General features: G+C 49.0%; 21 protein-coding genes. All 21 read right to left on the bottom strand.

Annotated elements, in window-relative coordinates:
• Positions 1–5: 5 nt before the first annotated feature.
• The 21 genes from T488_RS17960 to T488_RS0112665 all read right to left on the bottom strand — a co-directional run bounded on the left by T488_RS17960 (position 6) and on the right by T488_RS0112665 (position 25,245).
• The gene (locus tag T488_RS17960; protein WP_155267218.1) at positions 6–650 is read right to left on the bottom strand and encodes a hypothetical protein; all 645 of its coding nucleotides are present in this window, start codon (positions 648–650) and stop codon (positions 6–8) included.
• Between the two features lie 515 nt (positions 651–1,165).
• The gene (locus T488_RS0112760) at positions 1,166–2,518 is read right to left on the bottom strand and encodes a carbohydrate-binding domain-containing protein (protein ID WP_082320529.1); all 1,353 of its coding nucleotides are present in this window, start codon (positions 2,516–2,518) and stop codon (positions 1,166–1,168) included.
• 104 nt (positions 2,519–2,622) lie between these two features.
• On the bottom strand, positions 2,623–3,363 hold the full coding sequence (locus T488_RS0112755; RefSeq protein ID WP_028521138.1) for a DUF4956 domain-containing protein: 741 nt from the start codon (positions 3,361–3,363) through the stop codon (positions 2,623–2,625).
• 4 nt (positions 3,364–3,367) lie between these two features.
• Entirely contained in the window at positions 3,368–4,180 is an 813-nt protein-coding gene (locus T488_RS0112750) for a polyphosphate polymerase domain-containing protein (protein WP_028521137.1), read from the bottom strand.
• 430 nt (positions 4,181–4,610) lie between these two features.
• Positions 4,611–5,387, bottom strand: a complete 777-nt coding sequence (locus T488_RS0112745) for a helix-turn-helix domain-containing protein (protein WP_028521136.1) — start codon at positions 5,385–5,387, stop codon at positions 4,611–4,613.
• 4 nt (positions 5,388–5,391) lie between these two features.
• Positions 5,392–5,910: a DNA-3-methyladenine glycosylase gene (locus T488_RS0112740; RefSeq protein WP_028521135.1), complete on the bottom strand. Its 519-nt coding sequence runs from the start codon at positions 5,908–5,910 to the stop codon at positions 5,392–5,394.
• Position 5,911: 1 nt separating this feature from the next.
• Entirely contained in the window at positions 5,912–7,663 is a 1,752-nt protein-coding gene (locus tag T488_RS0112735) for an Rqc2 family fibronectin-binding protein (protein WP_028521134.1), read from the bottom strand.
• A gap of 119 nt (positions 7,664–7,782) precedes the next feature.
• A complete protein-coding gene (locus T488_RS0112730; protein WP_028521133.1) occupies positions 7,783–8,601 on the bottom strand; it encodes a putative RNA methyltransferase in 819 nt (272 codons plus the stop codon).
• 9 nt (positions 8,602–8,610) lie between these two features.
• Complete coding sequence (locus T488_RS18960; protein ID WP_051536470.1) at positions 8,611–10,068, bottom strand: Nif3-like dinuclear metal center hexameric protein; 1,458 nt, start codon at positions 10,066–10,068, stop codon at positions 8,611–8,613.
• 97 nt (positions 10,069–10,165) lie between these two features.
• A complete protein-coding gene (locus tag T488_RS0112720; RefSeq protein ID WP_028521131.1) occupies positions 10,166–10,441 on the bottom strand; it encodes a zinc-ribbon domain containing protein in 276 nt (91 codons plus the stop codon).
• A gap of 98 nt (positions 10,442–10,539) precedes the next feature.
• The gene (locus tag T488_RS0112715; RefSeq protein ID WP_242838344.1) at positions 10,540–11,139 is read right to left on the bottom strand and encodes a sigma-70 family RNA polymerase sigma factor; all 600 of its coding nucleotides are present in this window, start codon (positions 11,137–11,139) and stop codon (positions 10,540–10,542) included.
• A gap of 87 nt (positions 11,140–11,226) precedes the next feature.
• Positions 11,227–12,723, bottom strand: coding sequence for a hypothetical protein (locus tag T488_RS0112710; RefSeq protein WP_242838343.1), 1,497 nt, complete (start codon positions 12,721–12,723; stop codon positions 11,227–11,229).
• Positions 12,724–13,212: 489 nt separating this feature from the next.
• On the bottom strand, positions 13,213–14,349 hold the full coding sequence (ftsZ, locus tag T488_RS0112705) for a cell division protein FtsZ (protein ID WP_028521128.1): 1,137 nt from the start codon (positions 14,347–14,349) through the stop codon (positions 13,213–13,215).
• 181 nt (positions 14,350–14,530) lie between these two features.
• A complete protein-coding gene (locus tag T488_RS0112700; protein WP_051536469.1) occupies positions 14,531–15,622 on the bottom strand; it encodes a cell division protein FtsQ/DivIB in 1,092 nt (363 codons plus the stop codon).
• A 22-nt stretch (positions 15,623–15,644) separates the two neighbouring features.
• Entirely contained in the window at positions 15,645–16,904 is a 1,260-nt protein-coding gene (gene murA, locus T488_RS0112695) for a UDP-N-acetylglucosamine 1-carboxyvinyltransferase (protein WP_028521126.1), read from the bottom strand.
• 52 nt (positions 16,905–16,956) lie between these two features.
• Positions 16,957–17,835 (bottom strand): alpha/beta hydrolase, encoded by an 879-nt coding sequence (locus T488_RS0112690; RefSeq protein ID WP_028521125.1) that lies wholly within the window; start codon positions 17,833–17,835, stop codon positions 16,957–16,959.
• The gene (gene murG / locus T488_RS0112685; protein ID WP_028521124.1) at positions 17,822–18,964 is read right to left on the bottom strand and encodes an undecaprenyldiphospho-muramoylpentapeptide beta-N-acetylglucosaminyltransferase; all 1,143 of its coding nucleotides are present in this window, start codon (positions 18,962–18,964) and stop codon (positions 17,822–17,824) included. Before murG ends, T488_RS0112690 begins: the two co-directional genes overlap by 14 nt.
• A gap of 2 nt (positions 18,965–18,966) precedes the next feature.
• Positions 18,967–20,247 (bottom strand): FtsW/RodA/SpoVE family cell cycle protein, encoded by a 1,281-nt coding sequence (locus T488_RS17955; RefSeq protein WP_037298041.1) that lies wholly within the window; start codon positions 20,245–20,247, stop codon positions 18,967–18,969.
• A 28-nt stretch (positions 20,248–20,275) separates the two neighbouring features.
• The gene (gene mraY / locus T488_RS0112675; RefSeq protein ID WP_028521123.1) at positions 20,276–21,313 is read right to left on the bottom strand and encodes a phospho-N-acetylmuramoyl-pentapeptide-transferase; all 1,038 of its coding nucleotides are present in this window, start codon (positions 21,311–21,313) and stop codon (positions 20,276–20,278) included.
• Between the two features lie 22 nt (positions 21,314–21,335).
• Positions 21,336–22,775, bottom strand: coding sequence for a UDP-N-acetylmuramoyl-L-alanyl-D-glutamate--2,6-diaminopimelate ligase (locus T488_RS0112670; RefSeq protein ID WP_028521122.1), 1,440 nt, complete (start codon positions 22,773–22,775; stop codon positions 21,336–21,338).
• Between the two features lie 37 nt (positions 22,776–22,812).
• Positions 22,813–25,245 (bottom strand): penicillin-binding transpeptidase domain-containing protein, encoded by a 2,433-nt coding sequence (locus tag T488_RS0112665; protein WP_028521121.1) that lies wholly within the window; start codon positions 25,243–25,245, stop codon positions 22,813–22,815.
• Positions 25,246–25,451 lie beyond the last annotated feature (206 nt).

Below are 25,451 nucleotides of genomic sequence, written 5' to 3'. Positions count from 1 at the left end.
CCTGCCTAAATAATGTACCGCTCAAGCAATGCACGGTAGTCCCGCTCAAGCACGGGAGCATTCTCGCCAAAGGCTTCGGGAGCTGCAAAATAAGTCTTTACGGCACGGTCAAGGTCCTTGATGTACTCACCTAACGCCTCTCCTGCCTTCTCGCCCGTAAGAGCACCTGTATTTATGAGCCTGCGCGAGAAGCTTCCGTCGCCTATCTCGCAGCTGTAGCTGTTTATGCCCAGACGCCTCAGATAGCTGTTCTCAAGCTTTGCTCTGTAAGCAAAGAAGCTGTGGAACATATCAATGAGCGCCGCGCTCTGGGTGCGTATGCTGACCCTCAGGGTGCCGAGATACTGCTGGGGCGAGCGTTCAAGCTCCACCTTATAATTAATAGTAGGGCGGTACTTGTATTCCAGCGCTGTCTTTACCGTCATAAGGGACGGTGAGCGCTGCTCCTGTATGCGGAAGCTGCTGTTCATCAGCTCTGTCATCTGCGCGAAAATCTCTCTCATTCTCATCTCGGGAGTCACGCAGGAGAGGTGCTCTGCAAGTATCTGGTTTATAAGGTTGGAGCGGCTGGTGCCGAGACGGTACGCCTGCTGATCCACCGCCTTTATAACATCGTCCATAAGGACGAGGCTGTATACACTTTTTTTCACGGGTACATCACTTCCCTTCTCTGTTATATTCATATTAACACAGATTATAGAATTTGTCAAGCGAATTATATAATCTTTCACGCAAATTTCACAAAGTAAAAAAAGTCCGCTCACGAGGAGCGGATAATTCGGCCCAAACGATTTTCATCGTTTAGCACTGTGGACCGAGCCATAGACAATAAGTTAAAATAAGTTATTGAGAATAGAAAACATGAAAAAATTACAAATGAAAGGGGTTAGTTTTATTACTTGACAAAACTATTTCTATGGCGTGCAAGTGAACTAATACTCACTATCAAGCACATGAGAGGGGAGGGTACTTGATATTGAATACCAATAATCTTCATTTGCTGATATTATTATATTGCAAAACTGCCCGTTTGTAAATATACGTTTATAAACAAAAATAGATTATTGTGTAGTTTTCTCACTTTTTTCTTATTTTTTATTGTCAATTTTTTATTAATATGTTTTCTGATATTCTCAATTTACATTTTATTTATGAAAATTCGTTGTTATTTCAGTGAAAACAGGTTTTGTCCCCCAGATACGTTGAATTCGCTGCTGCTGTTCCCGTTGATTACTGTGTAGAAATTTGAACCCTCATATATATCGGGTGAGAGCATCATCAGACAGCGGAATTCATTGTGTGGTTCCATGGACACTACCTGTGTTCCGTCAAGCACCATTTCCACTGTGCTGCCTCCGCCAACGACCTCGCCAAGGTCAGCAACTATGTAAGGATGATCGGAATATGTGGGAGTGGACACCTTGTTGCCTGCCGCATAGAGATAGCCGTTCGTGTAGCTGAATGTGCTGTAGGCATATATAGCGCTCTTTTCCTCCTTGGTACCGCCCGAGATAACGGTATAGCCGCCGTTAACGTTGAGCGTTCCCTCGGACTTGATGCCGTTTGTGCCGGACTTGACATGGATATTTCCGTCGTTTATTGTAACATCAGCATTGGCGATAATGCCTGATTTACGAGAATCTATATTATATGTACCGCTCTCGATGACGACGTCATCGTCGCTGTTGATGCCGTAAGAAGCTGTTGCGGTGATATTCAGCTCACCGTTGCCCTTGAGCTTTATAGTATCATTGGAGAATATGGCTCCCGTCTCGTGAGCGCTTTTTTTCTCAACTCCGCTGGAAACGTAGTTCACAGAGCCTTCCTTCGGTTTGATAGTGCAGCGCTTGCACTCCTCTATAAATATTGCAGGCTGGGAAGAATTCGATATATCAACGCCGTTAAGAACTATCGTGACCTTGTCCTCAGTCTTTGCAACACCTGTCTTTACGACTATCTGTCCCTCGGAAACGCTTCCAGAGAAGATATAATCGCCTTCTGCTGTTATGATGACTGTGGAGCCGTTTACGGTCACGTTGCTGCCTGTTACCTTAGGAGTGCTGCCAAGGACGATCTCGGCAGTATATTCCTTGACCGTGCCTGTGTCACCCGAACCGCCGCCCGAGGTACTGCCGCCGCTGCCTTCCGAGCTGTTTCCCGAGGAGCTGCCGCCGGAGGAGTTACTGCCGCCTGAGGAGGAGTTTCCGCCGCTGTTGCTGCCTGACGAGCCGCTCTTGGCTGTTGTTGTGGTATCAGCCTTCTTCTCCCCTGCCTTCGTGGTCGTAGTCTCAGACTTATCGTCCTTTTCCTTAGCCTTTGTGGTAGTTTTTTTGCCTTCGGAGTCAGTAGTCTCCTCCTTGTCATCGGTAGTAGTATCGCTAACGGCTGAATTAGTGTCTGTAACCGCCGGGCTGTCTGATGTGGACGCTGTACCGGACTTCTTGTCCTTTCCGCATGACGCCATTGATGCCATGATCGCCATTGCTGCAGCTGCCGCCATTAACCTTCTATATTTCATAATAAGCACTCCTTTTTCCCCATATACAAAATTTGCCAGACTCAAAGTATATCAAGTCTGACAAATTTTTAAGTAAGAGGGTGGTATTTCTTCTTTATTTCTATTTAGTTTTCGTAGATCTTATCATCGTACTTGAAGAATACGAGATTGATGGTCATATTGCCGTTGAGGGCACGGAGCTCGTCAACAAACTTCTTCTGGTCAACGTTCTCAAGAACATCAACACTGTAGATGAGCTCGAACAGTGTACCGAAGTTTGTGGTCTTGACTCTTCTGAGCTTGTGGAATGTTGTGTATCTTGAAAGCACGGGCTCGAAAACTCCCTGATAGTCCAGGTTCTCGGGGATAGCTATCTTCAGGGTCATGTGTCTCTTCTTGCAGCCGCCGAAATCAGTCTCGCTGAGAACGAACATTACAGCGCCAAGAATGATGAAGAATACGATAGCAAATCCGAGGTAGCCGATTCCGCAGGCAACACCTGCTGCCATCGCGAAGAAGATATAGGCTATGTCCTTCGGATCTCCCGCCACGCTTCGGAATCGTACAAGAGTGAATGCACCTGCAAGGCTGAGAGCACCCGCAGTAGTATTGATGAGGAGAAGGATCAGTGATACGATAGTGGGAAGCATTATCATAGTAAGCACGTAGCTCTGTGAATAGCCTTCTTTTCTGTGGGTAACTATGTAGATAAGGCTTATAAGGAAGCCGATAACGAGTGCCGCTCCCACACAGAGGAAGAATTCCCCGGGCTTGATGGTACTCAAAGCAGAACTGCTGCTGTTGATCACCGAGTCACTTTCATAATACTTTGAAAGTACATTTCCGAAAAAACCATGTTCAAACATAAAATTATACGCTCCTGTTCATAATGATGTTATTGTTTACCATTGAGATCCCCGATATATATATACGCGGCCTGCCTCCCGACGCCTGCTGAGCGCCCTCTACCTGGCTCTTTATGAAGTTCTGGTAGGCTCTTCCGTATTTTGAGAAGCTGGTCTTATAGATCTCAAGCTCTGAAAGCTTATTTACCAGCCAGTCGGGTATCGCATTGGAGACCTTGACCTCCATGAGTCTCTGGTCAGCACCGATTATGTAGTTGCCGTAGCTCTCGTAGTTCAGTCCCAGATCATAGCGGCGCTCGGTGATCTTTCTGTCGAATGTAAGGCGGAAGTCTCCGTCGTCCTTTCCGAAGAAAGCCTCGCGCTGATAGCTGATATACTGCTTGGGAGCTATTGGGTAGTTATTGAGGAACACGTCCAGCTCTCTGAAAACCTGCTCGGTGATGTACTTTGTACACTCGGGCTTTGAACGGTCACGGAGATAAGCATCTGACTCAGCCAGAGTCATGGACACTCTCCTCTTGGTAACGATGCCGCCGATCTTTTTCTTTATCTCAAGGAACACTGTATCATCAGGTGACGCAGGTGAATAGTAGCTGCGGAGCCTGATCTTCTCCTTATAATAAGGCTTTGACAGTGACTCTCTTATAAGAAAATCATCCGGTGTATCATAATAGATGTTGTAAATGCCGTACTCTTTTCCGCCTATGCAGAATTTGTCGGGGTTCATATACTGGTTTATGACCTCCATGAGTCCGTGATACTGATCCATATTAAGGAGGAACTTGATCTCTTTACGAGCGAATGTATTAATAGCCATAATCGCCTTCGCAGCGGTCCTGCCGCCCGAAGCTCACACTCCTTTCGTATCGTTTGATTATATTATAGTGACGTTTCCTTAAAATAGTCTTAAGTTTGCTAAAAATTCACCAAATCTTCAATACCCCACCGCAATTTTTCACACACCGCATGAATTCAGCTATATTACGTCATTTCAGGAGCTGATTTTTCTGTCAGAAGCTGCTGTTCAAAGTTCATTCTCTGTATTTGTACATCAATAATTCATATATTTTTATTGATTTTTCACAGTTTCAACATGTTATAAATGTAAGTTTTTAAGATTAAATGCCTCCTTAAAACTTATTTTTAGCAATTTTTGAACAGTGTTCCGCAATAATTGACACAAACGCCGTCATTTCGTTGATTTTTTAACGTCTATTTCAAAAGGCACTGCCAATAAGCTGCCTTTTTTATACTTGCTTTCTGTATCGGGTGGGGGTCACTCCCACTATCTTCTTGAACTGGCGCATGAAGTGCTCCTCGTTGTCGTAGCCGCACATGGCTGCCACCTGAGAAACAGTGCAGCCCGTCTCGGTGAGTATCTCCTTCGCCTTTTCTATCTTGCCGCTGATCACATCGGCAATGCAGGACACTCCGAAGGTCTCACGGTAAAGGTGCTGGAAATATGAACGTGACATACTCACGTACGCCGCCATGGTATCCACATTCCACTTCATCTGCGGATTGCGGTAGATCTTCTCACGGAGCTCAATGAGCATTGCGTAGTGAGGCTCGGAGGTCTGTACCTTCTCGCCGCCGCGGTTCATGGCGTCCCCTGCCTTTACAAGCAGCAGCCGCATAAGATTTTCAAGCATCTTTGCTCTCCGCGAAGCCAGCGAATAGTACTCCGAAGCTATATTGCGCATGAGTTCGCCGATAAAATCCGTATCCGCAAAGAGCACAGGACGGTTGAATATCAGCTCCAGAGCGTCTATGAACTCCTTCTCGTCCTCGCCGTCAAAGCATATCCAGTCACAGATAAGAGGGCTGTCATCAGCAGCATAGACCACGGGCAGCCTTCCGTCACAGATAATGAAGGCGTCCGATGGCACTCTCATGGTGAGACCGTTTATATCGAAGCGGCATCGGCTCTTTGTCAGCATTATCATGTACTCGCCTGTTGCAGCCCTGCGAAAGACCGAGCTGCTGTCATATATGGAATTACAACCTAAACACCGTATATTCACAACATCACTCCTCGCTTCCGATGAAACGCCACTCTACGTCCTTCCAGTACTCCCCTGCGTAGTCTATGCCTACTCTCGGGGCAGTCCTTATGTCAGGACGGAAACCGTCGTCCTCGAACCAGATGTCCTCGCAGCCGCGAAGATCAATACCATTGAAGCTTCCGTCGATCATCATATTCTTTGTCAGTTTTGCAGGTCCGTCAAATCTTGCGCCTGCACGGAGAAGCAGTCCCTGAGGCTGATCCTTCTCCCCTGTTATAACATTCATCAGCCAGTGCATACCGTAGCAGAGGTATACATATATAATACCGCTCTCACCGTAGAGGAGCTCTGTCCGTTTGGTGCGTCCCTTTGCGGCGTGGCAGCCCTTGTCCTCCTCGCCTCTGTACGCCTCCACCTCAGCTATGCGCTCGCGGAGTTCCGTACCGTCGGGGAGACGGTGCACAAGTATCTTCCCCACAAGGTCGGGAGCAGCCTCCAGAACATCACGGTGGAAGAACTCGGGGTCTATCCTCTTGTTCATATCATACCCTCAGGCTCTGTTCAAGCTCGCGGTCGGGCTTGACAAAAGCGGTCTTGTAGTTTGTGAAAATGACCTTGCCCGGCTTTGCGCCAGCGGGCTTCTTTACATAGCGTGCAAGGCAATAGTCCACGGGGACAAGTCCCGAATCCCTGCCGCTGCTGTTCACAGCAGCTATCACCGCAGCCTCCTCGATGGTCTTGTCGGGAGGAGTCTCTCCGTCGGTAAGAATAAGGACATGAGAGCCCGTGATGAGCTGAGTATGGAGCCATATATCGGTCTTTTCCGCGAATTTAAGGCTCAGCTGGTCGTTCTGCTTGTTATTTCGTCCCACAAGTATGGAGAAGCCGTCGCTGGACTTGTATTCAATGGGCGGCAGAGCCTTCGGAGGCTTCGCCTTTCCGCCTGCGTATCGGACATAGCCCTGCTCACGCAGCTCCAGTCTCAGCTGGATTATATCGTTTTCGGAGGAAGCTCTGGTGAGGGAGTCGAATACGCTCTCAAGATACTGAAGCTCCTCCTCGCCTTTCTGTATCTGCTCCGCCAGCTTTTCCTCAGCTGTGACAGACTTCTTGTATTCGCCGTAGTAATGCTGGGCGTTCTGTGCGGGAGTCTTTCTCACGTCCAGAGGGATAGTCACCTGCGGACACTCCTCGTCGTAGGAATTCTCCACAACAGCGCTGCTGTCGCCCTTCTGTATGCGGTACATATTTGCGGAGATAAGGTCTCCGAACAGCTTTGCGCGATCCTTGTCGGCACAGGCATCCAGCTCCTCACGCTGGGCGGCGATACGCCTTGAGGTCCTGTCTGTAAGATTCATGAGCAGCTTGAAAAGGTCGTTGGCACGCTGCTTTGTACGGGCTGCGCGGTCGCGTTCCGAATAGAAATAGTCCAGAAGCTCCGAAGGACCCGAGAGCTCCTTGGTATACATAAGTGTTCCGAACTGTGAAAGGCGCACGAAGGAGAAATCCTTCAGCTGACCTTCCTTGTCGCTGACCACCGAGAAACAGCACTCGCCTTCGAGTACCTGCTCGCGGGTACGTTTTATTGTAAACAGCAGCCGGTCAAGCTGGTCGCTGCTGATGGTATCGCTTTCGATGTGCACTCCCCTGCCTGCAAAGTAAGCCCACTCACGGGCAAGTATGGGAGAAATGCCCTCAAAAATGCGTATGAGAGCCTTTGACAGCTCCTTGGGCTGAGTTGCAAAAAGGCGCTCCTTTATCTCCTCAGGCTCGCAGGTAAGGAAATTCAGCCTGTCATCGCGCGGCGGCAGGGTGTACTCCATTCCCGGAAGCACCATTCGCTCACGGGACATCTCCTCATCGACGCGCTTGATACTGTCGATGACTCTGCCTTCGCCGCTTACTATTATAAGATTGGAGCAGCGCCCCATTATCTCCACCGCAAGGGTGACGGTAACTATGTCGCCCAGCTCGTTTACGCACTCAAAGTCCAGAAAAAGTATACGCTCCAGACCGTCCTGACGTATATCAATAAGCTTGCCGCTGCCAAGACGCTTTCTGAGAAGCATACAGAACATGGGCGGGGTCTGGGGATTATCCACAGTGTTTTCCGTAATGTGGACTCTCGCACTGCCCGCGTTGGCGGAGATGTACAGCTTTTTGCTGCCGTTTTTTGTGCGGATAGAGATGATGACCTCCTCACGGGAGGGCTGATGTATTTTCTCGACCCTTCCGCCGATGAGGGGAAGGAGTTCGTTCCTGACTGTATATAAAAATGCTCCGTCCAGAGCCATAAAACCAATCCTTTGCTGTTTTATTGTGAAAGAGTGATAAGACTGACATCGCTGCTCTGTTGGAATTGCACATATTCTTTTCTACGTTTATTATAACATTTTGTGCGCTGTCAATCTAATCAAATATTGCGATATACTAACAGCTCAAAGTCAGCTTTTGTGCTGAGGCTGTCCAGTTTAGCAAGGCGCTCCTGTTGATACCGTCCCGTGCGGTAGTAGTAGGGCGTCATGGAAAACAGTGCCATGATGTCCTCGGAGGACTCAAGCTCCATTTCATATGTGACTTTTTGTGCACGAAGGAACTCAAAGCCCTCAAGCTCATAGGGCTTCACCTCGTTCTTGTAGGGGGTATCGTACACTGCCTGCTTCAGCTCCCAGAGGTGGTCTGCCGAGGGTATCGCCATTATCATGATACCGCCCTTTTTCAGCACTCTGCGGAACTCCTCTCCGCAGTAGGGAGCAAAAAGTGTCACCAGCATATCGCAGGAGCTGTCCGCCGCAGGTATGTGGAAAACGCTTGCCACAGCCAGTTCAGCGTCTTTACAACGCTTGGCGCAGTACTCAACAGCTGCTTTTGATATGTCGATCCCGCACACCTCCGCAGCAATTTCGCGGTGCTTTAACTGCTCAATTATTGCGCCTGTGTAGTAGCCTTCGCCGCAGCCTGCGTCAATAATAGTACCGCCGCCGAAATGCTCTGTTACAGCAGCACACAGAGCGTCACACAGGGGCTTGTAATAGCCCTTGTCCAGGAAGTTTCTCCTCGCCTGCACCATGAGCTTGTTGTCGCCGTGAACAGTCTTGCCCATGTGCTTCGACAGCAGCAGATTTACGTAACCGCTCTTTGCCCTGTCGAAGCTGTGTCTATTTGGGCAGATATAAGAATTTCCCGATATATCAAGCTTTTGTCCGCACACAGGACATATAAATACGCTCATATCCGCACCTCAGACATAGCAGCAGGGATCAACGGAAGCCTCTGCGATCTCAACATCAAGAAGCGGGAACTTCTCCTCAAGTACGCGGCGGAGCTCCTCAAGAACGATGTTCTCGGTTTGAAAATGTCCGCAGTCCAGAAGGGCTATGTCATAGTTGTTGGCATCTATCCATACATCGTGCTTAACGTCACCTGTTATGAGAGCGTCGCAGCCTTTTTCACGGGCAAGTCCCAGCATTGAGCCTCCCGAACCGGAACAAAACGCAATTTTCGACACAAGCTTATTGCTGTTGCGTGAAGTTCTCACATAGGCACAGTCAAAGAGCTCCTTGCAGACTGCCGCAAGCTCCAAAGCAGTGACAGTCTCGTTAAGCGTCACTATCCAGCCCAGACTGTTTCCGCCCCCAAGCTCCTCAAAGGGCTCAGGCTCGCCGCAGAGCTCAAATTTGCTGCTGAGTTTTCTCAGTATAACGCCGTTTGTGCCGCCGTCAGCTATGTCCAGATTTGTGTGCATACAAACAGCTCCGATACCGCTTGCGATAAGCTTGTAGACAGGATCGCTGCACTTTACGCTCCTTCGTGGCTCAAAAATAACGGGATGATGTGAAATAATAAGCTCGGCGCACTTCAGATCCGCCTCTGCCACGGCTTCGGAAGTAATATCAAGGCTCAGAAGCACCTTGCTGCACTCCTGCTCGGAGCTTTCCACAAGATAACCCGAGTTATCCCATTTCTTCTGTGCAGCAAAGGGATAGAGACCGTCAAGATAGCTGATAACGTCATCTATATACTCAACGCCGATACCGTTTATAACTTTTTGTGCAAGGGCTCTGTGGTGCTGAGCGTCGTAGCTTCTGCCCGGCTTTTCAAGACTGTCGGCGACCTTTTCAAGTCTTTCGGCTTCACGTTTTCGGTATTTTTTTGCAGTCTCGTCCTCATCATCGAAAAATCCGCAGACAGACTCTGCCTCGGTCAGTCTTCTCGGGAAGGGGGAATACTCCGCAGTCATAATAACATACAGCTTGTCGCCTTCCTCAGCTACATACTCCCCTGTTATCTCCATGTTATGCTCATAGAGCTTTCTTCGGAGGATCTCGGGCTTTGTCATAGGCTGGAGCACCCAGCGGATATTCATTTTATCTATTGAATCAATTTTAACGGCATCGATTATGGCAGCAATGGTCTCGCCGCCCATGCCTGCAATGACAACATCGGAAACGCCGTCAAGAGACACATTCTCCAGTCCGTCGGACAGCACAAGTTCCACCTTGTCCTGTATGCCGTTCTTCTCCACTGTATTTCTTGCAGAGTCAAGAGGTCCCTCCTTCACATCGGAGGCAATGACTCTGCTGCACTTTCCGCTGTTAATGAGCTCCGCCGCGAGGTAGGCGTGATCCGTTCCCACATCAACAGCAATACCATTTCCGCTGACCAGCTCAGCGATCCTATTCAGTCTGTTATCAAGCATATTGCACCTCATCTACAGTAAAATAGCGCACTGCATAGCAGTACGCATAAACAAAACCAAGCACAGCCGTTTCCGACTGTGCTTTCGGTCTCATTAATTATGCCTCGTTCATCTTTGCGAAGCAGTCGCTGCAGTAAACAGCTCTTCCTTCCTTGGGTTCAAAAGGAACCTTTGCCTCGCCGCCGCATGAAGCACAGACTGCTGTGTACATTACACGCTCAGCCTTACCTGCATTCTTTCTGGCGTCACGACATGATTTGCATCTCTGGGGCTCGTTCACGAAGCCTTTCTCTGCATAAAATTCCTGTTCGCCTGCGGAGAAAATGAACTCCTGTCCGCACTCCTTGCAAACTAATGTCTTGTCTTCGTACATAGTACAATACCTCGCTTAAATTTTTTCGACCACGGTCGGATTTCCACCCACATCTTTGTAAAACAACGCTCTTCTGGGTTGAGCTACACGGTCATCTTTTAATTTGTATCGTGCATCACCGCACGAATCTTTTTTCTCGCACGCTGCATGGCGTTATCAACTGACTTTTCGGTCATTCCCAGCTTTTCCGCAGTATCCTTATAGCTGAGCCCCTGTACGCACAGTGTGAGAACGTTAAGCTCCGTGAGAGACAGCACCGAGCATATAGTCTTCCACAGCCCGGAAAAAAACTCTTTGTAAAAATAAATGCTTTCCGGAGTTTCCTCCACAGACAGTATATCCTCAGCCTCGTCTTCGTCGATCCTTTCGGTATAGGACAGATCCTTCACCGATCTTCTGGACAGCGTCCTCATACGATTGACGATACATACCTCGGCAAAGGTAGAGAACTTAACGCCTTTTTTCGGATCAAACGCATCAATAGCCTTCAGAAGGCTCATCATTCCCTCCTGATGAAGGTCATCGCAGTCTGATTCCGAAGCAGCGAAGATCTCCGACTTTATAAAAACAAGTCTTGAAAAGCGTGATATCAGAACAGCAGCAGCAGTCTTGTCGGTCTTACCGAGCACAGCCAGCTCCTCGTCCGTTTTGCTGTTAAGTTCATTCAAATCGTGATCAAAATCAAGCAAGATATCCACCCAACAATCCGCATTTTTCCATACAAATGATTTTATTGCCGACTCTCCTCGGATCACTCCGAAGAGAGTCGGTAAATTTGTCGGTAATTAGTTTTCCTTTGCAGCTTCTTCCTCGGCAGCCTTGAGAAGCTCTGCCATATCGAAGTTGAAGTTTGCACTCTTGTTGCCCTGTGCAGGCTTGTTATTCTGCTGCTGGTTCTGAGCAGGAGCCTGAGCGGGCTTGTTATTATTATTGTTGTTGTTGTTATTATTGTTATTCTTGTTAGCGTTATTGAAGTTGCCTACGTTAGCAAAGGGATCACTGTTATCTGAGGGCTTTGCTGAGGGCAGTTCTGTGATGTCAGCCTTGGGAGCCTTTGAAGGGTTGAATTCAGCTCTGGGAGCCTCAGCCTTCTTTACGCTGTTCTCGGACTTTGCAACGTCAACTGTCTTGCGAGCCTCGCCGATGATGTTCTGAGCCTCGTTCATTCTGCTTGAGCACTGACCTGTCAGGTTATTGAGTACAGAAGCAATATCTGTAAACTTGCTGTTTACGCTCTCGATCTCTGTAAGGAGCATTTCGCGAACAGTCTTGGACATCTGGTTTACCTTGTCTGCATGAGTATTAGCCTCATCGACAGTGTTCTTAGCCTGGTCGTTAGCTTCCTTTATGCAAGCCTCGGCAGCAGCGTTTGCGTTAGCAACAGCCTTCTCAGCCTCGGTGTTAGCATCCTTGAGGATCTGAGCAGCCTTATCGTTAGCTTCCTTGGTAACAGCCTCAGCGTCCATCTTAGCCTGATTCTTGATCTGGTTAACATTCTTCTGAGCCTCAGCGAACATAGCACCCATCTGTGCGATAGGATCTGTAGACTCTTCCTTGAGCTTGGTGATCTGCTCGTTGAGAGCCTTGATCTCCTCGTCCTTCTTTGCGATAGTCTCGCTGATCTTAGAGGACTCATCGCTCTTCTTTGTGAGTTCAGCGATCTTGCTGTCCTTATCAGCCAGTTCCTTAGTCTTAGCAACAAGGTCCTTATTCTTATTATTGAGCTCTTCAGTGATCTTAGCAAGCTCCTGTCTGATCTTAGCGACTTCGCCTTCAGCAGCTCCGCCGGCAGCGATAGCAGCACCGGCTGATGCAGCCTTAGCCTCAGCAGCCTTGAGTCTGTTTCTGAGATCCTCGATCTCCTTCTTAGCAGCCTCAAGAGCAGCAGTTGTCTGAGCATTAGCCTGTGCGTTATTTCCCGAAGCAGCAGCCTTGGCCTCTGAAGCCTTGAGCTGTTCCTTAAGTGTCTCTATTTCCTTCTTAGCAGCTTCCAGTGCAGCAGCAGCCTGAGCACCGCCTGCGCCTGCGCCGGCAGCCTTCAGCTGAGCAATGGTCTTCTGGAGCTCTTCGTTTTCTTTCTTAGCAGCTCTGAGAGCGTTATTGGAGGTATTGAGCTTCTCCTGAAGGTTCTCCACCTGATTTCTGTACTTTGTAACCTCCTGAGGGTCAGAAGCACCGCCTTCCTTTGAAGCCTTAAGCTCGTCCTCGAGAGCAACGATCTTTGAATTGAGTTCGTCAAGGTATGTAATAACATCTTCCTTTACGAAACCTCTTTGACCCATCTTGGTTTCTCTTAATACTGTTGGTGACTGTTCGCCCATGGTTACACTCCGTTCCCCTCGGTAGCACCGAGGTAAAAAATTAAGGAATAAGAACCCATACTCAGTTTCTGTGAAGGTCCGTTTTGGTGAATTTGCATATAAAAAAGCCTTCACAGCCCACGAATACAGGTTCCAATGATTATGCCTTACATAAATTATAACATATTAAATATATTATTTCAACTACCCAAATGTAGAAAATTTGAACTGATTTTAGTGCAATTTACTATAAAAACAGTAAAAAATATACTAAGTGTTAAAATATCAGTAAATCTGTTTAACTTATAATGTTAGATTTGTTTAGTTAGTAAAACTTTCATAATATAAATAGTATAAAGAAAAACAGTATCAAGACTGCACAAAGAACAGCAACGCCGGAAGGGATTTCCCGGCTTTTATCTCCACACAAACAAAAAAGCGGCCCATACGGACCGCTTGTATTTGCTTTTATCAGTTGCCGAGCATCTTGAAAATATCGTCAAGGTCGTAATCCTGGCTTGAAGAAGAAGCAGGCTTTGCAGGGCTGCTGTTTCCGCCGAAGCCGAACTCATCGATAAGAGGGTTGTCGATAGGAATGATGTCCTCCTCGGGATTTGACTCTTCAATAGTTGAAGGAGCGGGAGCATCATCATCATCGAAGCCTGCGGCGATAACTGTGATAGTCATCTCATCCTGCATATCTTCCTTGAATGCTGTACCGAAGATGAACTCAACGCCCTCAGCAGCTGTATCTGTGATCATCTTTGTAGCTGCATCGACATCGGAAGAAAGAATATCCTCGGACATAGCGATATTGATAAGGAGTCTCTTTGCGCCGGAGATAGATGTCTCGAGAAGAGGACTGGAGATAACTGCGTTTGCAGCGTCTCTTGCCTTGTCCTTGCCGGTACCGTGACCGATAGCCATGTGAGCATAGCCTGCGTCCTTCATGATAGTGGAAACGTCTGCAAAGTCAAGGTTTATGTAGCCTTCCTCAACGATAAGGTCGGAAATGCTCTTTACACCTGTCTTGAGAACGTCGTCTGAAAGTGCGAAGCTCTGCATCATTGTAAGGGGCTTATCGAGGCCTACGAGAAGTCTCTCGTTGGGGATAACGATAAGTGAATCAACATACTTTCTCAGCTCTGCGATACCTCTCTCAGCCTGAGCCATCTTCTGCTCTCTCTCAAAGAGGAAGGGCTTTGTAACGACAGCAACTGTGAGGATATCCATTTCCTTGGCGATCTTAGCAACAACGGGAGCAGCACCTGTACCTGTTCCGCCGCCCATACCTGCTGTTATGAAGATCATGTCAGCACCCTTGAGGTGTGTCTCGATCTCGTCGCGGTTCTCCTCGGCACTGCGCTGACCGATCTCGGGCTTGTTTCCTGCGCCTCTGCCCTTTGTGAGCTTGGCACCGATCGGTATCCTTGTAGTAGCCTTGGACTTGTTAAGAGCCTTTGCGTCTGTGTTTATAGCTATATATTCTATATTATTGACACCCGAATCCACCATGCAGTTTACAGCGTTTCCGCCGCCGCCGCCAACACCGATGACCTTTATATTAACATCGGGTTCGAGTGTTTCCTCATAATTGAAATCTGACATTTGAACTCCTCCTACTATTTATTATCCTAAATTTATCAATTTTATATATCACTCTATAAATACACTTTATATTTTAGCATATAGAAGCATTTTTTTCAAGCGTAAACAAAATTTTTTTTATTTTCAGCGAATTGTACAATTACAAAGAGGTCTCAATCAGCATTTTGCACACATCAGGCAGTTACCACTGATTATTTTCGTCATTTCCGTTATCAGAGTAGCCGTTGTCTGCATAGCCGTTTTCGTCGTAATATCCGTTATCGTAGCCGCCGTCCCACTGACTTCCGTCATCATAGCCGTTATTGTAGTCCTCTCCGCCGTTCCATTCGGGAACCGCTTCGGTGACTGTTGTAACTATAGTCGTTGTACGGCTGTTGTTTATCTCACTGAATTTCGCCTCAATATCGGGATCGTGCTCGTTGATCTCCTCTATGGGGTTGCCGTATTCATCGGTCTTTGGAGCAGTTGTAGGCTCTATGGCTGTCGCAGGAAGAGTGCTGTCCCTGAAGCTGCACTGATTTGTGCCCACCATCATAAGATAGCCCTTCTTGCCCTTTACGGATTCATCGTTCATTACCGTGTCAGCGAGTCCAAGCTTATACTCAACATCGTTCCAGTTGCCCATCTTGAAGATCATATCGTTCTTGTAGTTCACGATGATGGAGTGCTCGTCGCTGAGGTCCACCGACATTATATTATTGTCGCTCTTTGCGACCATACTTGCGATTATCTCCGCAAAAGCTTCGTTCTTATGCTCATTGGCAGAGGCTACAGGTCTTCCCGTGGTTATCTCAGCGGGCTCAAGTCCGTATATGATAGGAAGTCCGTCGGTTATGAAGCCGTTATCCGCCAGTATCTTTCCCTTTTTGCTTACCAGGAGGGTGCCGTCGCTGTACTGCACATTGAATGCAGGTATACACTTGGTCACTGTGATATTGAGAGATGAGGGGAAGTCGCGCTCCACCTTCGCAGTCTCCACATACAGCAGTTCGTCAAGTATTTTCTGCTCGCTTTTTTTGCAGTCAAGCCTTAGAAGATTGTCTCCCTCATTTATTCCCGAAGCCATAACGATCTCTTCAGCCGAATACATATCCGACTCTCCCGAGACCCTTATCTCGTTGATATTGAAAAGGAAAGTATAGCTTATGGTTATTCCCGCAGTCAGAACAAGAAGAAGCACTACAAGTCCGTAGACATTCTTCATTCTTTTGCGGCGTCTTATACGCTTTCGGCTGTTCTGCCTTTCCACACTGGTTTTTTCGACGTCTTTCATACCTTCTCCAATTCCTTCGGCCTCAGACCCGGCGCATATCTCCGCCGAGAAGTCTTACAGCTTCCTCCATATTTTCATAACCTCTGTCAATATGACAGATACGGGTGATAACGGAAGTTCCCTCGGCGCAGAGCCCTGCTATCACCATAGCAGCTCCGCCTCTCAGGTCAGTTGCCGCCACATTGGCTCCGCACAGAGAGCTGACCCCCTTGACCACGGCGACCTTGCCGAGCACCTCTATATCCGCTCCCATTTTCACAAGAGCGTCTGTGTGGCGGTAGCGGCAGTCGAAGATGTTCTCCTCGAAAATGCTGGTACCGTCAGCAAGTGAAAGTGCAGCCATAAGCACCGCCTGAGCGTCAGTGGGAAATCCCGGGTGAGGCATTGTCCTTATCCTCTCCTTCACCGCTCTCAGCCGTGTACCGCTGCGCAGATAGATCCTGTTTTCAGATGTATATACACTGCATCCCGTCTGTTCCAGCACCGATAAAAAGGGCTCCATTTCTTGGACGCAGGCATTGGTAAGTATAAGCTCGCCCTTTGCCGCAGCTACCATGGAAAGATAGGTGGCTCCGACTATCCTGTCGGGCATTATTGTATATTCACAGCCGTGGAGCTGTTGTTTTCCTCTTATTATGATACGGCTCTCACCGTCGCCTTTTATGTCTGCTCCGCAGGCTCTCAGAAAGCCGCAGAGGTCGCATATCTCCGGCTCACGGGCAGCATTGTTTATCACCGTCTCACCTTCAGCAGTCGCCGCACAGAGAATGATGTTCTCGGTGGCTCCCACAGAGGGAAAGGCAAGGGATATTTTAGCACCCTTTGCTCTGCCGCAGACCGCCCTGCAAATGATGCTGCCGCCGCTCTCGCGTATCTCAACTGACATTTTTCTCAGTGCGGCAAGGTGCATATCTATGGGTCTCGGGCCCAGCTCGCAGCCTCCGGGGACGCTTACTACGCACTCCCCTGCTCTGCCCAGCATGGCTCCCATGAATATTATGGAGGAGCGCATTTCGCGCATAAGCTCCTCCGAGACCTGTGTCCTGTCAACTGTTTCGGCGTTTATCACCGCCGTGTTATCGGAAAAGCTGCACCGACAGCCCACGCAGTTGAGTATCCTCGAAGCTGCATAAACATCGGTGAGCCTGGGACAGCTGTGCAGCGTACACTCGCCGCGGCAAAGCAGAGCCGCCGCCATTATCGGCAGTGAGCTGTTTTTGCTGCCCTGGAGGGCAAGCTCGCCTCTCAGCCGCCTGCCGCCATTTATTATGAATTTCTGCATTTCATCACCCCACAGCATTTTTATGTATTGTATGCCGTGGACTGATGTGTTGTTACTCTGCGCCTATCCCGTGCGCAGCAAGAAATTTCAGAAAGGTCTCCGACATCTCGTCGGGGATACGGGTATACATCATGTGTCCCTTATCTGAAAGATGTATCTCGGCGCCGCATTTTTCAGCGTATTCAACGCCTGCCTGACGCCATGTTTTCTGCTTGCTCATGCCCTTCATGTCGCTTATGTAGAAGCAGCAGGGGCATTTCAGATATCCCGTCTTCACTGCGGCTTCCGCGTTGGCGGTCATGAGCCGTGACTCCTCGATATACTCGCTGTTGGCGATGTTCTTATAGAAGAGCTGACGGTATATCTTTTTCTCCTCGTCGGTAAGCTCATTGCCAGTGAGGAGCCCCGAGACATTCTCGGTCTTGTTTCTGAAAAGCTTAGCCAGCAGCCCGCCTTTAGCTATGGTCTTCAGCAGTCTGTGCTGCTTTGCAAGGAGCTTGTCCCTCTTTTCGTCGGGGACCTCCTCAGCCTGCAATACTGCATAGTCGGGAACTCCCATATCTATGCTGAGAACTGCTTTCACCTCATCGGGGTAACTGTTTGCCCAGTAGACTGTCTCCAGTCCCGAATAGGAGTGAGCAGCAAGCACATAGGGCGGCTCGATGCCTGCCCTGCGCAGGGCTTCCCTGTCCTCGCTGACCAGATTTTCTACTGTACGCGGAGTCTTCATGGCTCCGCTGAAGCCGTAGCCTGCCTTTTCCACCACAGCTATCCTGTAGCTTCCCGACATTCTGCGGTATATTGGCTTGTATTCCAGCACAGGGCAGGTAACTCCGCCTCCTGAAAGAAACACGATAGTGGGACTGCCGCTGCCCTCGGTGTACACATTGAGGACAGTACCTGCCACTTTCACTTTCTTACCCGTTTCCATTCTGTGCCTTCTTTATAAGCTTTGCGACTACTTCCAGTATTCTGTCATTGGTATCGGTAAGATGGAGCTTTGCCGCGCTTTCAGACATAGCCTTCACCTTTTCCCTGTCATTGTACAGCTTTTCGATCTCAGCAATCATGCGTTCATTGGTAACGTCCTTCTGCTCGATGACTACCGCAGCGCCTGCCTTGCCAAGCACCATTGCGTTGTGGTACTGGTGATTGCCTGCAACGATAGGTGAAGGTATGAGTATGGAAGCCTTTCCTGCGGCTTCAAGCTCCGCAAGTGTGGAAGCTCCCGAGCGGCAGATGACCAGGTCAGCCGCAGCAAGACAAACGTCCATATCATTTATGTACTCAGTGATACGGAGCCTGTCGGATTTAAGCGGTATGCCTGCTTCCTTCATTGCCTGAGGGAAGCTGTCCTTGCCCATTCCGCCGTAGCCGTGTATATGGTTGATGGGAAGCTTCTTACCTGTGTGCCATTTCACGACCTCGGTCATAGTCTCGTTGATACAGCCTGCACCGAGACTTCCGCCGAAGGAAAGAATAGTGAAGCTGTCGTCGAAGCCCAGCTTCTTGCGGGCTTCCTCACGGCTCATGGTGTTGATATTGCTTCGCACGGGAAGTCCCGTAACGCTGTACTCGAATCTGCTCTTGTCCATGAACTTCAGTGCTTCCTCAACAGTGAGCATAACGTAGTCCACTTCCTTTGAGAGGAGCTTGTTCGTCACGCCCGGATAGGCATTCTGCTCATGGATAGCCGTAGGTATGCCCATTCTTGCCGCCTTGCGGATAACGGGACCTGCGGCGTAACCGCCTGTACCTATGGCGATGTCGGGCTTGAAGCCCTCGATTATCTGCTTAGCCCTCCTGCCCGATGTGGCAAGATAGGCAAGCGCCTTGGCGTTCCTTCCGATATTCTCAAGTGAAATCTTTCTCTGGAAGCCTGCTACCTTTATGGTCTCAAGCTTATATCCTGCCTTGGGTACAAGCTTTGACTCCATACCCTTGGGTGTTCCTGCAAAGAGGAACTCCGCGTCGGGATATTTTTTCTTTATGATGTCAGCGATGGCAAGTCCGGGGTTTATATGTCCTCCAGTGCCTCCGCAGGCTATCAGTACTCTCATGGTCATGCTCCTTTTGGTTCAGCGATCTGCTCTTTTTCAGGCTGCTTTTGCTTCTTTTTTTCCTTGGGTTTCTCGTCGGGGTAGTACCTGTGCTGTGATATGTTCAGCATGATGCCCATTTCCGCCAGCTGCATGATAAGCGCCGTACCTCCGTAGCTGAAAAATGGAAGGCTGATACCTGTATTAGGTATCAGGTTGCTTACAACAGCAAGGTTGAGGACAGTCTGTATGCCTATCTGTGTGGTGATACCAACTGCAATGAGCATACCGAAGCGGTCCTTACAGCGGACTGCTATGGAATAACCCTCTACGATGAGAAGGAAGAATACTATTATAATAGCCAGTGCTCCCACGAAGCCCAGCTCCTCACAGACAATGGGGAAAACGAAGTCATTCTTGGTCTCGGGGAGGTAGAGATACTTCTGACGGGAGTTGCCCAGTCCGAGTCCGAAGAGTCCGCCCGAGCCTATGGCGATAAGTGAGTTTGCAGTCTGCCAGGTGTCGCCCAGCTTATCGGCAAAGGGGTTCTGCCATGACTTGATACGAACCGCAACGTAGCTTCCCGGTACCTGCGCCTGCCACGAAATATAGGCAATTGCAAATCCCAGAGCTCCTGCGCCGAGGGCGATGAAGTGCTTTTTGTTTACACCGCCGCAGAGTATCATGGCAACGGCGATAGTACCGATGAGTATGATACCGGAGATATGCTTCTCAAGGGCGATGAGCAGGACGTAGACGCCAAGTATCACAGCGTATTTGACTATGCCCGTGGTGAAAGTGTTCATCTTCTGACCGTCACGCTCCATGCTGTAGGCGAAGAAGATGATGAGTGCCAGCTTCGCCACCTCGGAGGGCTGAAGGTTCAGAGGACCGATGTCGATCCATCTTTTAGCTCCCATGGAACCGCCCTCATCGTTACCGATAAGGAGAACGGCTATAAGGAGTATTGCGCCCACGATATACATAAGTCCTGCGATATTGAGTTTTTTCAGCACGGGGATCTTGAGATTCTTGAAGTTGTGATAGTCCATCTTCATGAAAAAAATCATAGCAACGAAGCCGATGATGGCATTCTTTGCCTGATTTTTAGCGTAGTAAAGTCCGTCTCCCCCGTGCTCGCTGTATGCCCACGCATAGCTTGCGGAGGACATCATTACTATGCCCACTACAAGCAGTATCATTACGTATGCAAAGAAAGACAGACTTATATCACCGCGCCTGCCCCCCGAAAAAGGGTTCGGGATCGCAGGGCGCTTTTTCTTTTCAGTTTTGGTTGCCGCCATTTTTCCTCCTTACGGTCAGACGTAATTCTCAGAATACCATCAGTGTGATTATGCCCAGAACTCCGAAGATAATGCCGCAGAGCGAAAAAGTTATCACTATCTTGTACTCGCTGAAGCCGCTCATCTCAAAGTGGTGGTGGATAGGCGTCATCTTGAATATACGGCGTCCCTCTCCGTACTTCTTCTTGGTGTACTTGAAGTAGAGCACCTGTATCATAACAGACAGCGCCTCGATGATGTAGACCAGAGCTACAAGGAGTAGCAGCAGGTGCTTGTGGAGGATAAGTCCCACGCCTGTAACGGCTGCGCCCAGGAACATAGAGCCTGTGTCGCCCATGAAGCACTTTGCCGGATTGAGGTTCCACAGCAGGAAGCCCAGACAGCCGCCTGCAAGAGCCATGGTGAAGCAGGTCATCTCGTTCTGCTTCAGGATCGAGCAGCAGACTGTGAATATGAGCATCGCCACAAATGTGACCGAGCCGCAGAGACCGTCAACGCCGTCTGTAAGGTTTACCGCATTGGTAAGGTAGATTATGACTGCCATCATGAGTATATAGTAGAATATACCCAGTGAAGGCGACCTCCAGAATCCGAGGTCTATCTTTGTGGAGCTGTCACCGAAGCATCTTACTGCGAAGAGGAAGCCTGCACCGCATACCAGCTGGAGAGCTATCTTCTGCCAGGGCGTCAGTCCGTCATTTTTCTTTCTGGCGACCTTGGTGTAATCGTCGATGAAGCCTATAAGTCCGAATGCTGCCGAGAACACAATAACGCTGAGCAGCAGATAGAAGGGCTTGAAGCTGTCCTTATCGGTGGTGTCGATACCTGTTTTCCACCTGTATATCCAGTAGCCTGCAATAGATGTTATGACCGTGGATATGATGAACATGAAGCCTCCCATGGTGGGAGTTCCCTGCTTTTTGGCGTGCCACTTGGGTCCGTCCTCGGTCTTGATAGGCTGACCGAATTTTATCCTGTGCAGAAAGGGCACCAGGAAGATACCCGAAACGCCTGCAATGACGAATGACAAAAGTGCTGTTATAAGATCGATTATCCAGAAAGACATTTTATTAAAACAACTCCAGTTTTTAATTCTCGAGGAGTCTGAGCCCCTCAGCTACCACTTCGCGCTCGTCGAAGTGGATATGTTCCATGCCGGCAAGGATCTGATAGTCTTCATGGCCTTTGCCCGCAAGAACTATTATATCACCTTTTTCTGCAATTTTCAAGGCATGATATATAGCTTCCCGTCTGTCCACCACAACATCGTAGTTTACAGACGAATTTTCGATACCTTTGAGTATGTCAGCAATGATCGCCTCGGGGTCCTCGTTGCGGGGATTATCCGAGGTAACTATGAGCTTGTCGGCATATTTTGCAGCCGCCTTCGCCATTTTCGGGCGCTTTGCGGCATCGCGGTTTCCTCCGCAGCCGAACAGGCATATAAGATCGTTCTCGGTGTACTCCTTAACGCTCCTGAGGACATTCTCAATGGCGTCGGGAGTGTGAGCATAGTCGCAGATAACGGTGAAGTCCCTTCCTGTGGGGATCACCTCACAGCGTCCCTTGACGCCGTTGTATTCCTCGATAGCAGGGATTATGCTGTCGATGGACAGCCCCTCCTCAAGGCAGGCAGCTATCGCCGCTGTGATGTTGGAGACATTGAAGGCTCCCGGCATCCTTGTCTTTATAAGGTGGGATTTGTCGCCGCTGCAGAACCAGAAGCTGGAGCCCGTGGACTTTATCTTAATGCCGTCGGCATAGTAATCCGCGTTTTCCTTTACGCTGAAGCTGAGCTTTTTACAGCTTACCTCCCCGTAAAGCCGCTTTCCGTAGTCATCATCTGCATTTATTATAGCTGTATCGCATATATCGAAAAGCATTTTCTTCGCCTGATAGTAGTCCTCCATGTCCTTGTGGTAGTCAAGGTGATCCTGGGTAAGATTGGTGAATACCGCAACGTCAAAATGTGAAGCTCCTATCCTGTACTGGCAGAGTCCGAAGGATGAGACCTCCATGACCACGTACTCGCAGCCCGCGTCTGCCATTTTCGCCAGGAGCTGCATGAAATCATAGGTCATGGGAGTGGTATTGTCCGTGTGGAGCACCTCGTCCCCTATCTCGTTCTGTATTGTACCCACAAGGCCTGTCTTATGACCGTTTTTAGTGAGTATGTGCTTGATAACGTTTGTTATGGTGGTCTTGCCGTTAGTTCCCGTAACGCCTATCATCTTCATGCGGCGCTCGGGATGACCGAACCAGGCTGAGCAGATCTGTCCGTAGAGCTTTCTGGAATTATCGGTGAGTATCTGTCTGTCACCCAGCCCCAGATCACGCTCGCAGACCACTGCCGCCGCGCCTTTTTCCAGCATTTCCCCGGCAGCCGTATGTCCGTCGAAGCTGCCGCCCTTTACGCAGACAAAGAGGCTTCCCTCAGTCACCTTGCGCGTATCGTCGGTCACGGAACTTATTTCGGTATCGCCTATGGCTGTAACGGCGTTATTTTCGATAAGATCGCGTAATTTCATTTTTGTCTGCCTCCTGTCTTTTTCTTTATTTATATCTTTAGTCGTTGAACTGCTGTGCTTTGAACTTTACCTCGATAGTGGTACCCTTTTCTACCATAAGACCGCCCTCGATGCTCTGGCTTTCTACATAGGCATCTTCCTGATCGCCCACTATGTTCTTTGAAACATAGTTCAGTCCGTAGGCATAGATGGTCTGGTTTACCGCCTCGGGAGAAAATCCGGTCAGATCAGGCACCATTACAGGGTCGGTCGTGTTGCCCTTTTCGGTGTAAAGGTAAATATATCCGTCCTTGGATATCGACATTCCTGTCTTGGGAGACTGCTCCACTACCTCGATACCGCTTCCGATGATCTGGATGTGGTCCTCCATGATGCCGAGGCCGAGAAGTGTCTTCTTGGCGTCGTCCAGAGACGATCCCCTGACAAGCGGCACCTTTATGTCAAGGTTCTTGAGCTCAAGGTCGCTGTATTCGGGGCTCTTGTCCATGTATTCGAGGACGTCCTCCAGTATTTTTGCTGCACAGGGAACTGCGCACTTGCTTCCGTAATACTGTCCTGTACTGTCTGCCAGGGGCATATCTGCCAGAACAAGAAGCATAAGGTCGGGGTGGTCCGCCGGTGTAAAGCAGATATATGAAGCACCGTATTCCTGTATCTCGGCGTTTTCCTGCTTGTTCTCGTCAAGAGTGTTATCGATCTCGCTGAGTCGCTGTGATGTACCCGACTTACCGCCGATAGCATAGCCCTTGATCTTAACGTTGCCTGCCTGATTGTCCTCGACCACCTTTTCAAGAGCTGTACGCATCTTGGCTGAGGTGTCCTCGGATATTACCTGACGTCTGACGGTGCGCTCGTTTTTGAGCTCGATGTTTCCGTCGCTGTCAACTACCTTATCCACTACATAAGGCTGGAGCAGATAGCCGCCGTTTACAACAGCACTGCAGGCTGTTATCAGCTCTATAGGAGTAACCGTTTCGCACTGTCCGAAGGAGGAGAGCGCAAGGTCGATATTTGACATGGGCTTTCTGCCGTCTGTTTCAACAAGAGGCGGTATATCGCCCTTCATTTCAACAGGAAGGTCGATGCCCGTCTTCTCCTCAAAGCCGAATGCGTCAAAATACTTGTGGAACTTCTCTATTCCAAGTGTTTCGCCGATGGCAATGAATGAGGGGTTACATGAGTGAGTGAGGGCGTCCTGGAAGGTCTCGATATCATGACCTCCGAGCTCGTGGCAATTGATCCTGACAGGAGTGTCCGTACCGTCGTCACGAAGCTCATAGCCCTTACAGTAATGAGTGAATTTATCAATGTCTATGGTCTTTTCCTCGATTGCCGAAGCTGCTGTGATTATCTTGAATACAGAGCCCGGCTCATAGCGCTCGCTAACGCACTTGTTCTTCCACTGACGCTCGCGGGCTTCGGGAGTGTACTCCTCAATGTCCTTTTCTGTAGGCTCATCTATCTTCTTCTCGGTAAATATCTTCCTGAGAAGCATACCGTCATCAGCAAGCTCCATAGGCTGATTCAGGTCAAAGCTGGGATATGTAGCCATACCCAGAACTGCGCCCGTCTGTGGATTCATTAGTATTGCGCATGACCTGTTCTTGACCTCGTGCTCCACAGACATTTCCTCAAGGTGCTTTTCCAGTATGAACTGAAGCTCTCTGTCTATGGTGAGGTATACATCTGAGCCGTCCTTGGGCTCAAAGGTCTTGGAGTACCTGTAAGGGAGCTCCTTTCCGTTTGAGTCTACCGCCGAAACGGTCCTTCCGTCAACGCCCGAAAGGTAGCTGTCATAGTAAGCCTCGATACCGTAGGCGATATTGCCGTTTGTAAAGCCAACCACCTGAGCAGCGAGCTCGTTCTGAGGGTAATAGCGCTTGGTATCCTCTGTGCTTCCCACAGATATAAAGCCCATATCGCCGAAAAACTCAGCTATCTCGTCTGCAACGGGCTTCTCTACCTTTTTGTTCTTGAACTCTACATAGCGTCCTTCGGCATCCATAGCCTCCTTGACCTTGTCGGCAGTAACGTCCAGCTTGGAAGCCAGGAATGTGGCAGCCTTCTCCCTGAACTCCTCAGAGGAAGCAGGAAGCGCATTGGTCTCGTTTCCCTCCTCATCGTATACGGGAGTATATGTGCCGTTAGCCTTCTCCAGATTGCGCTTGTCGATGAGCTTCTGAAGGGATGCCATATCCTCTCTGAAGCTCTCGGGGTCAATAAATATCTTATAGACCGTAGCACTCTTGGCGAAGGCATAGCCATTTGCGTCATATATAGAGCCTCTGTGGGCTGAAATGCTTATAGAACCGAAGTGCTGGTCATTAGCCATAGTCTGGTAGGTCTTATTGTCCAGCACCGATATTTTGAAAAAATTGCCTGCAACAGCAGCAAAAAGCAGGCTGAATACTGCTGTCATGACTATCTTGCTTCTGAACCTCATTGCATTTGTGGGATTTGTATTTATCACCGCAGGATTCTTCCTTTCTGTGAAAAATTCATCTATAAATAAATAAGGCAGGGTTTTCATGTGCCCCGCCTCTGAACATCTTATTTTTTTCTGGGATGTCCTTTTGTTCTGATACGACGAAGGATTTATCGCTATTCAAGCGTGGGACTGCCGCTCCCGGGCTCTTATAACGCCCAAAGCCCGGGAACTGCAATTCCTTATTTCCG

The organism is Ruminococcus flavefaciens ND2009, from assembly GCF_000621785.1.
Lineage (GTDB): Bacteria > Bacillota > Clostridia > Oscillospirales > Ruminococcaceae > Ruminococcus > Ruminococcus flavefaciens_C.
Note: the sequence above shows the minus strand (reverse complement) of the source record. Positions and strands in the feature narration are given on the sequence as shown.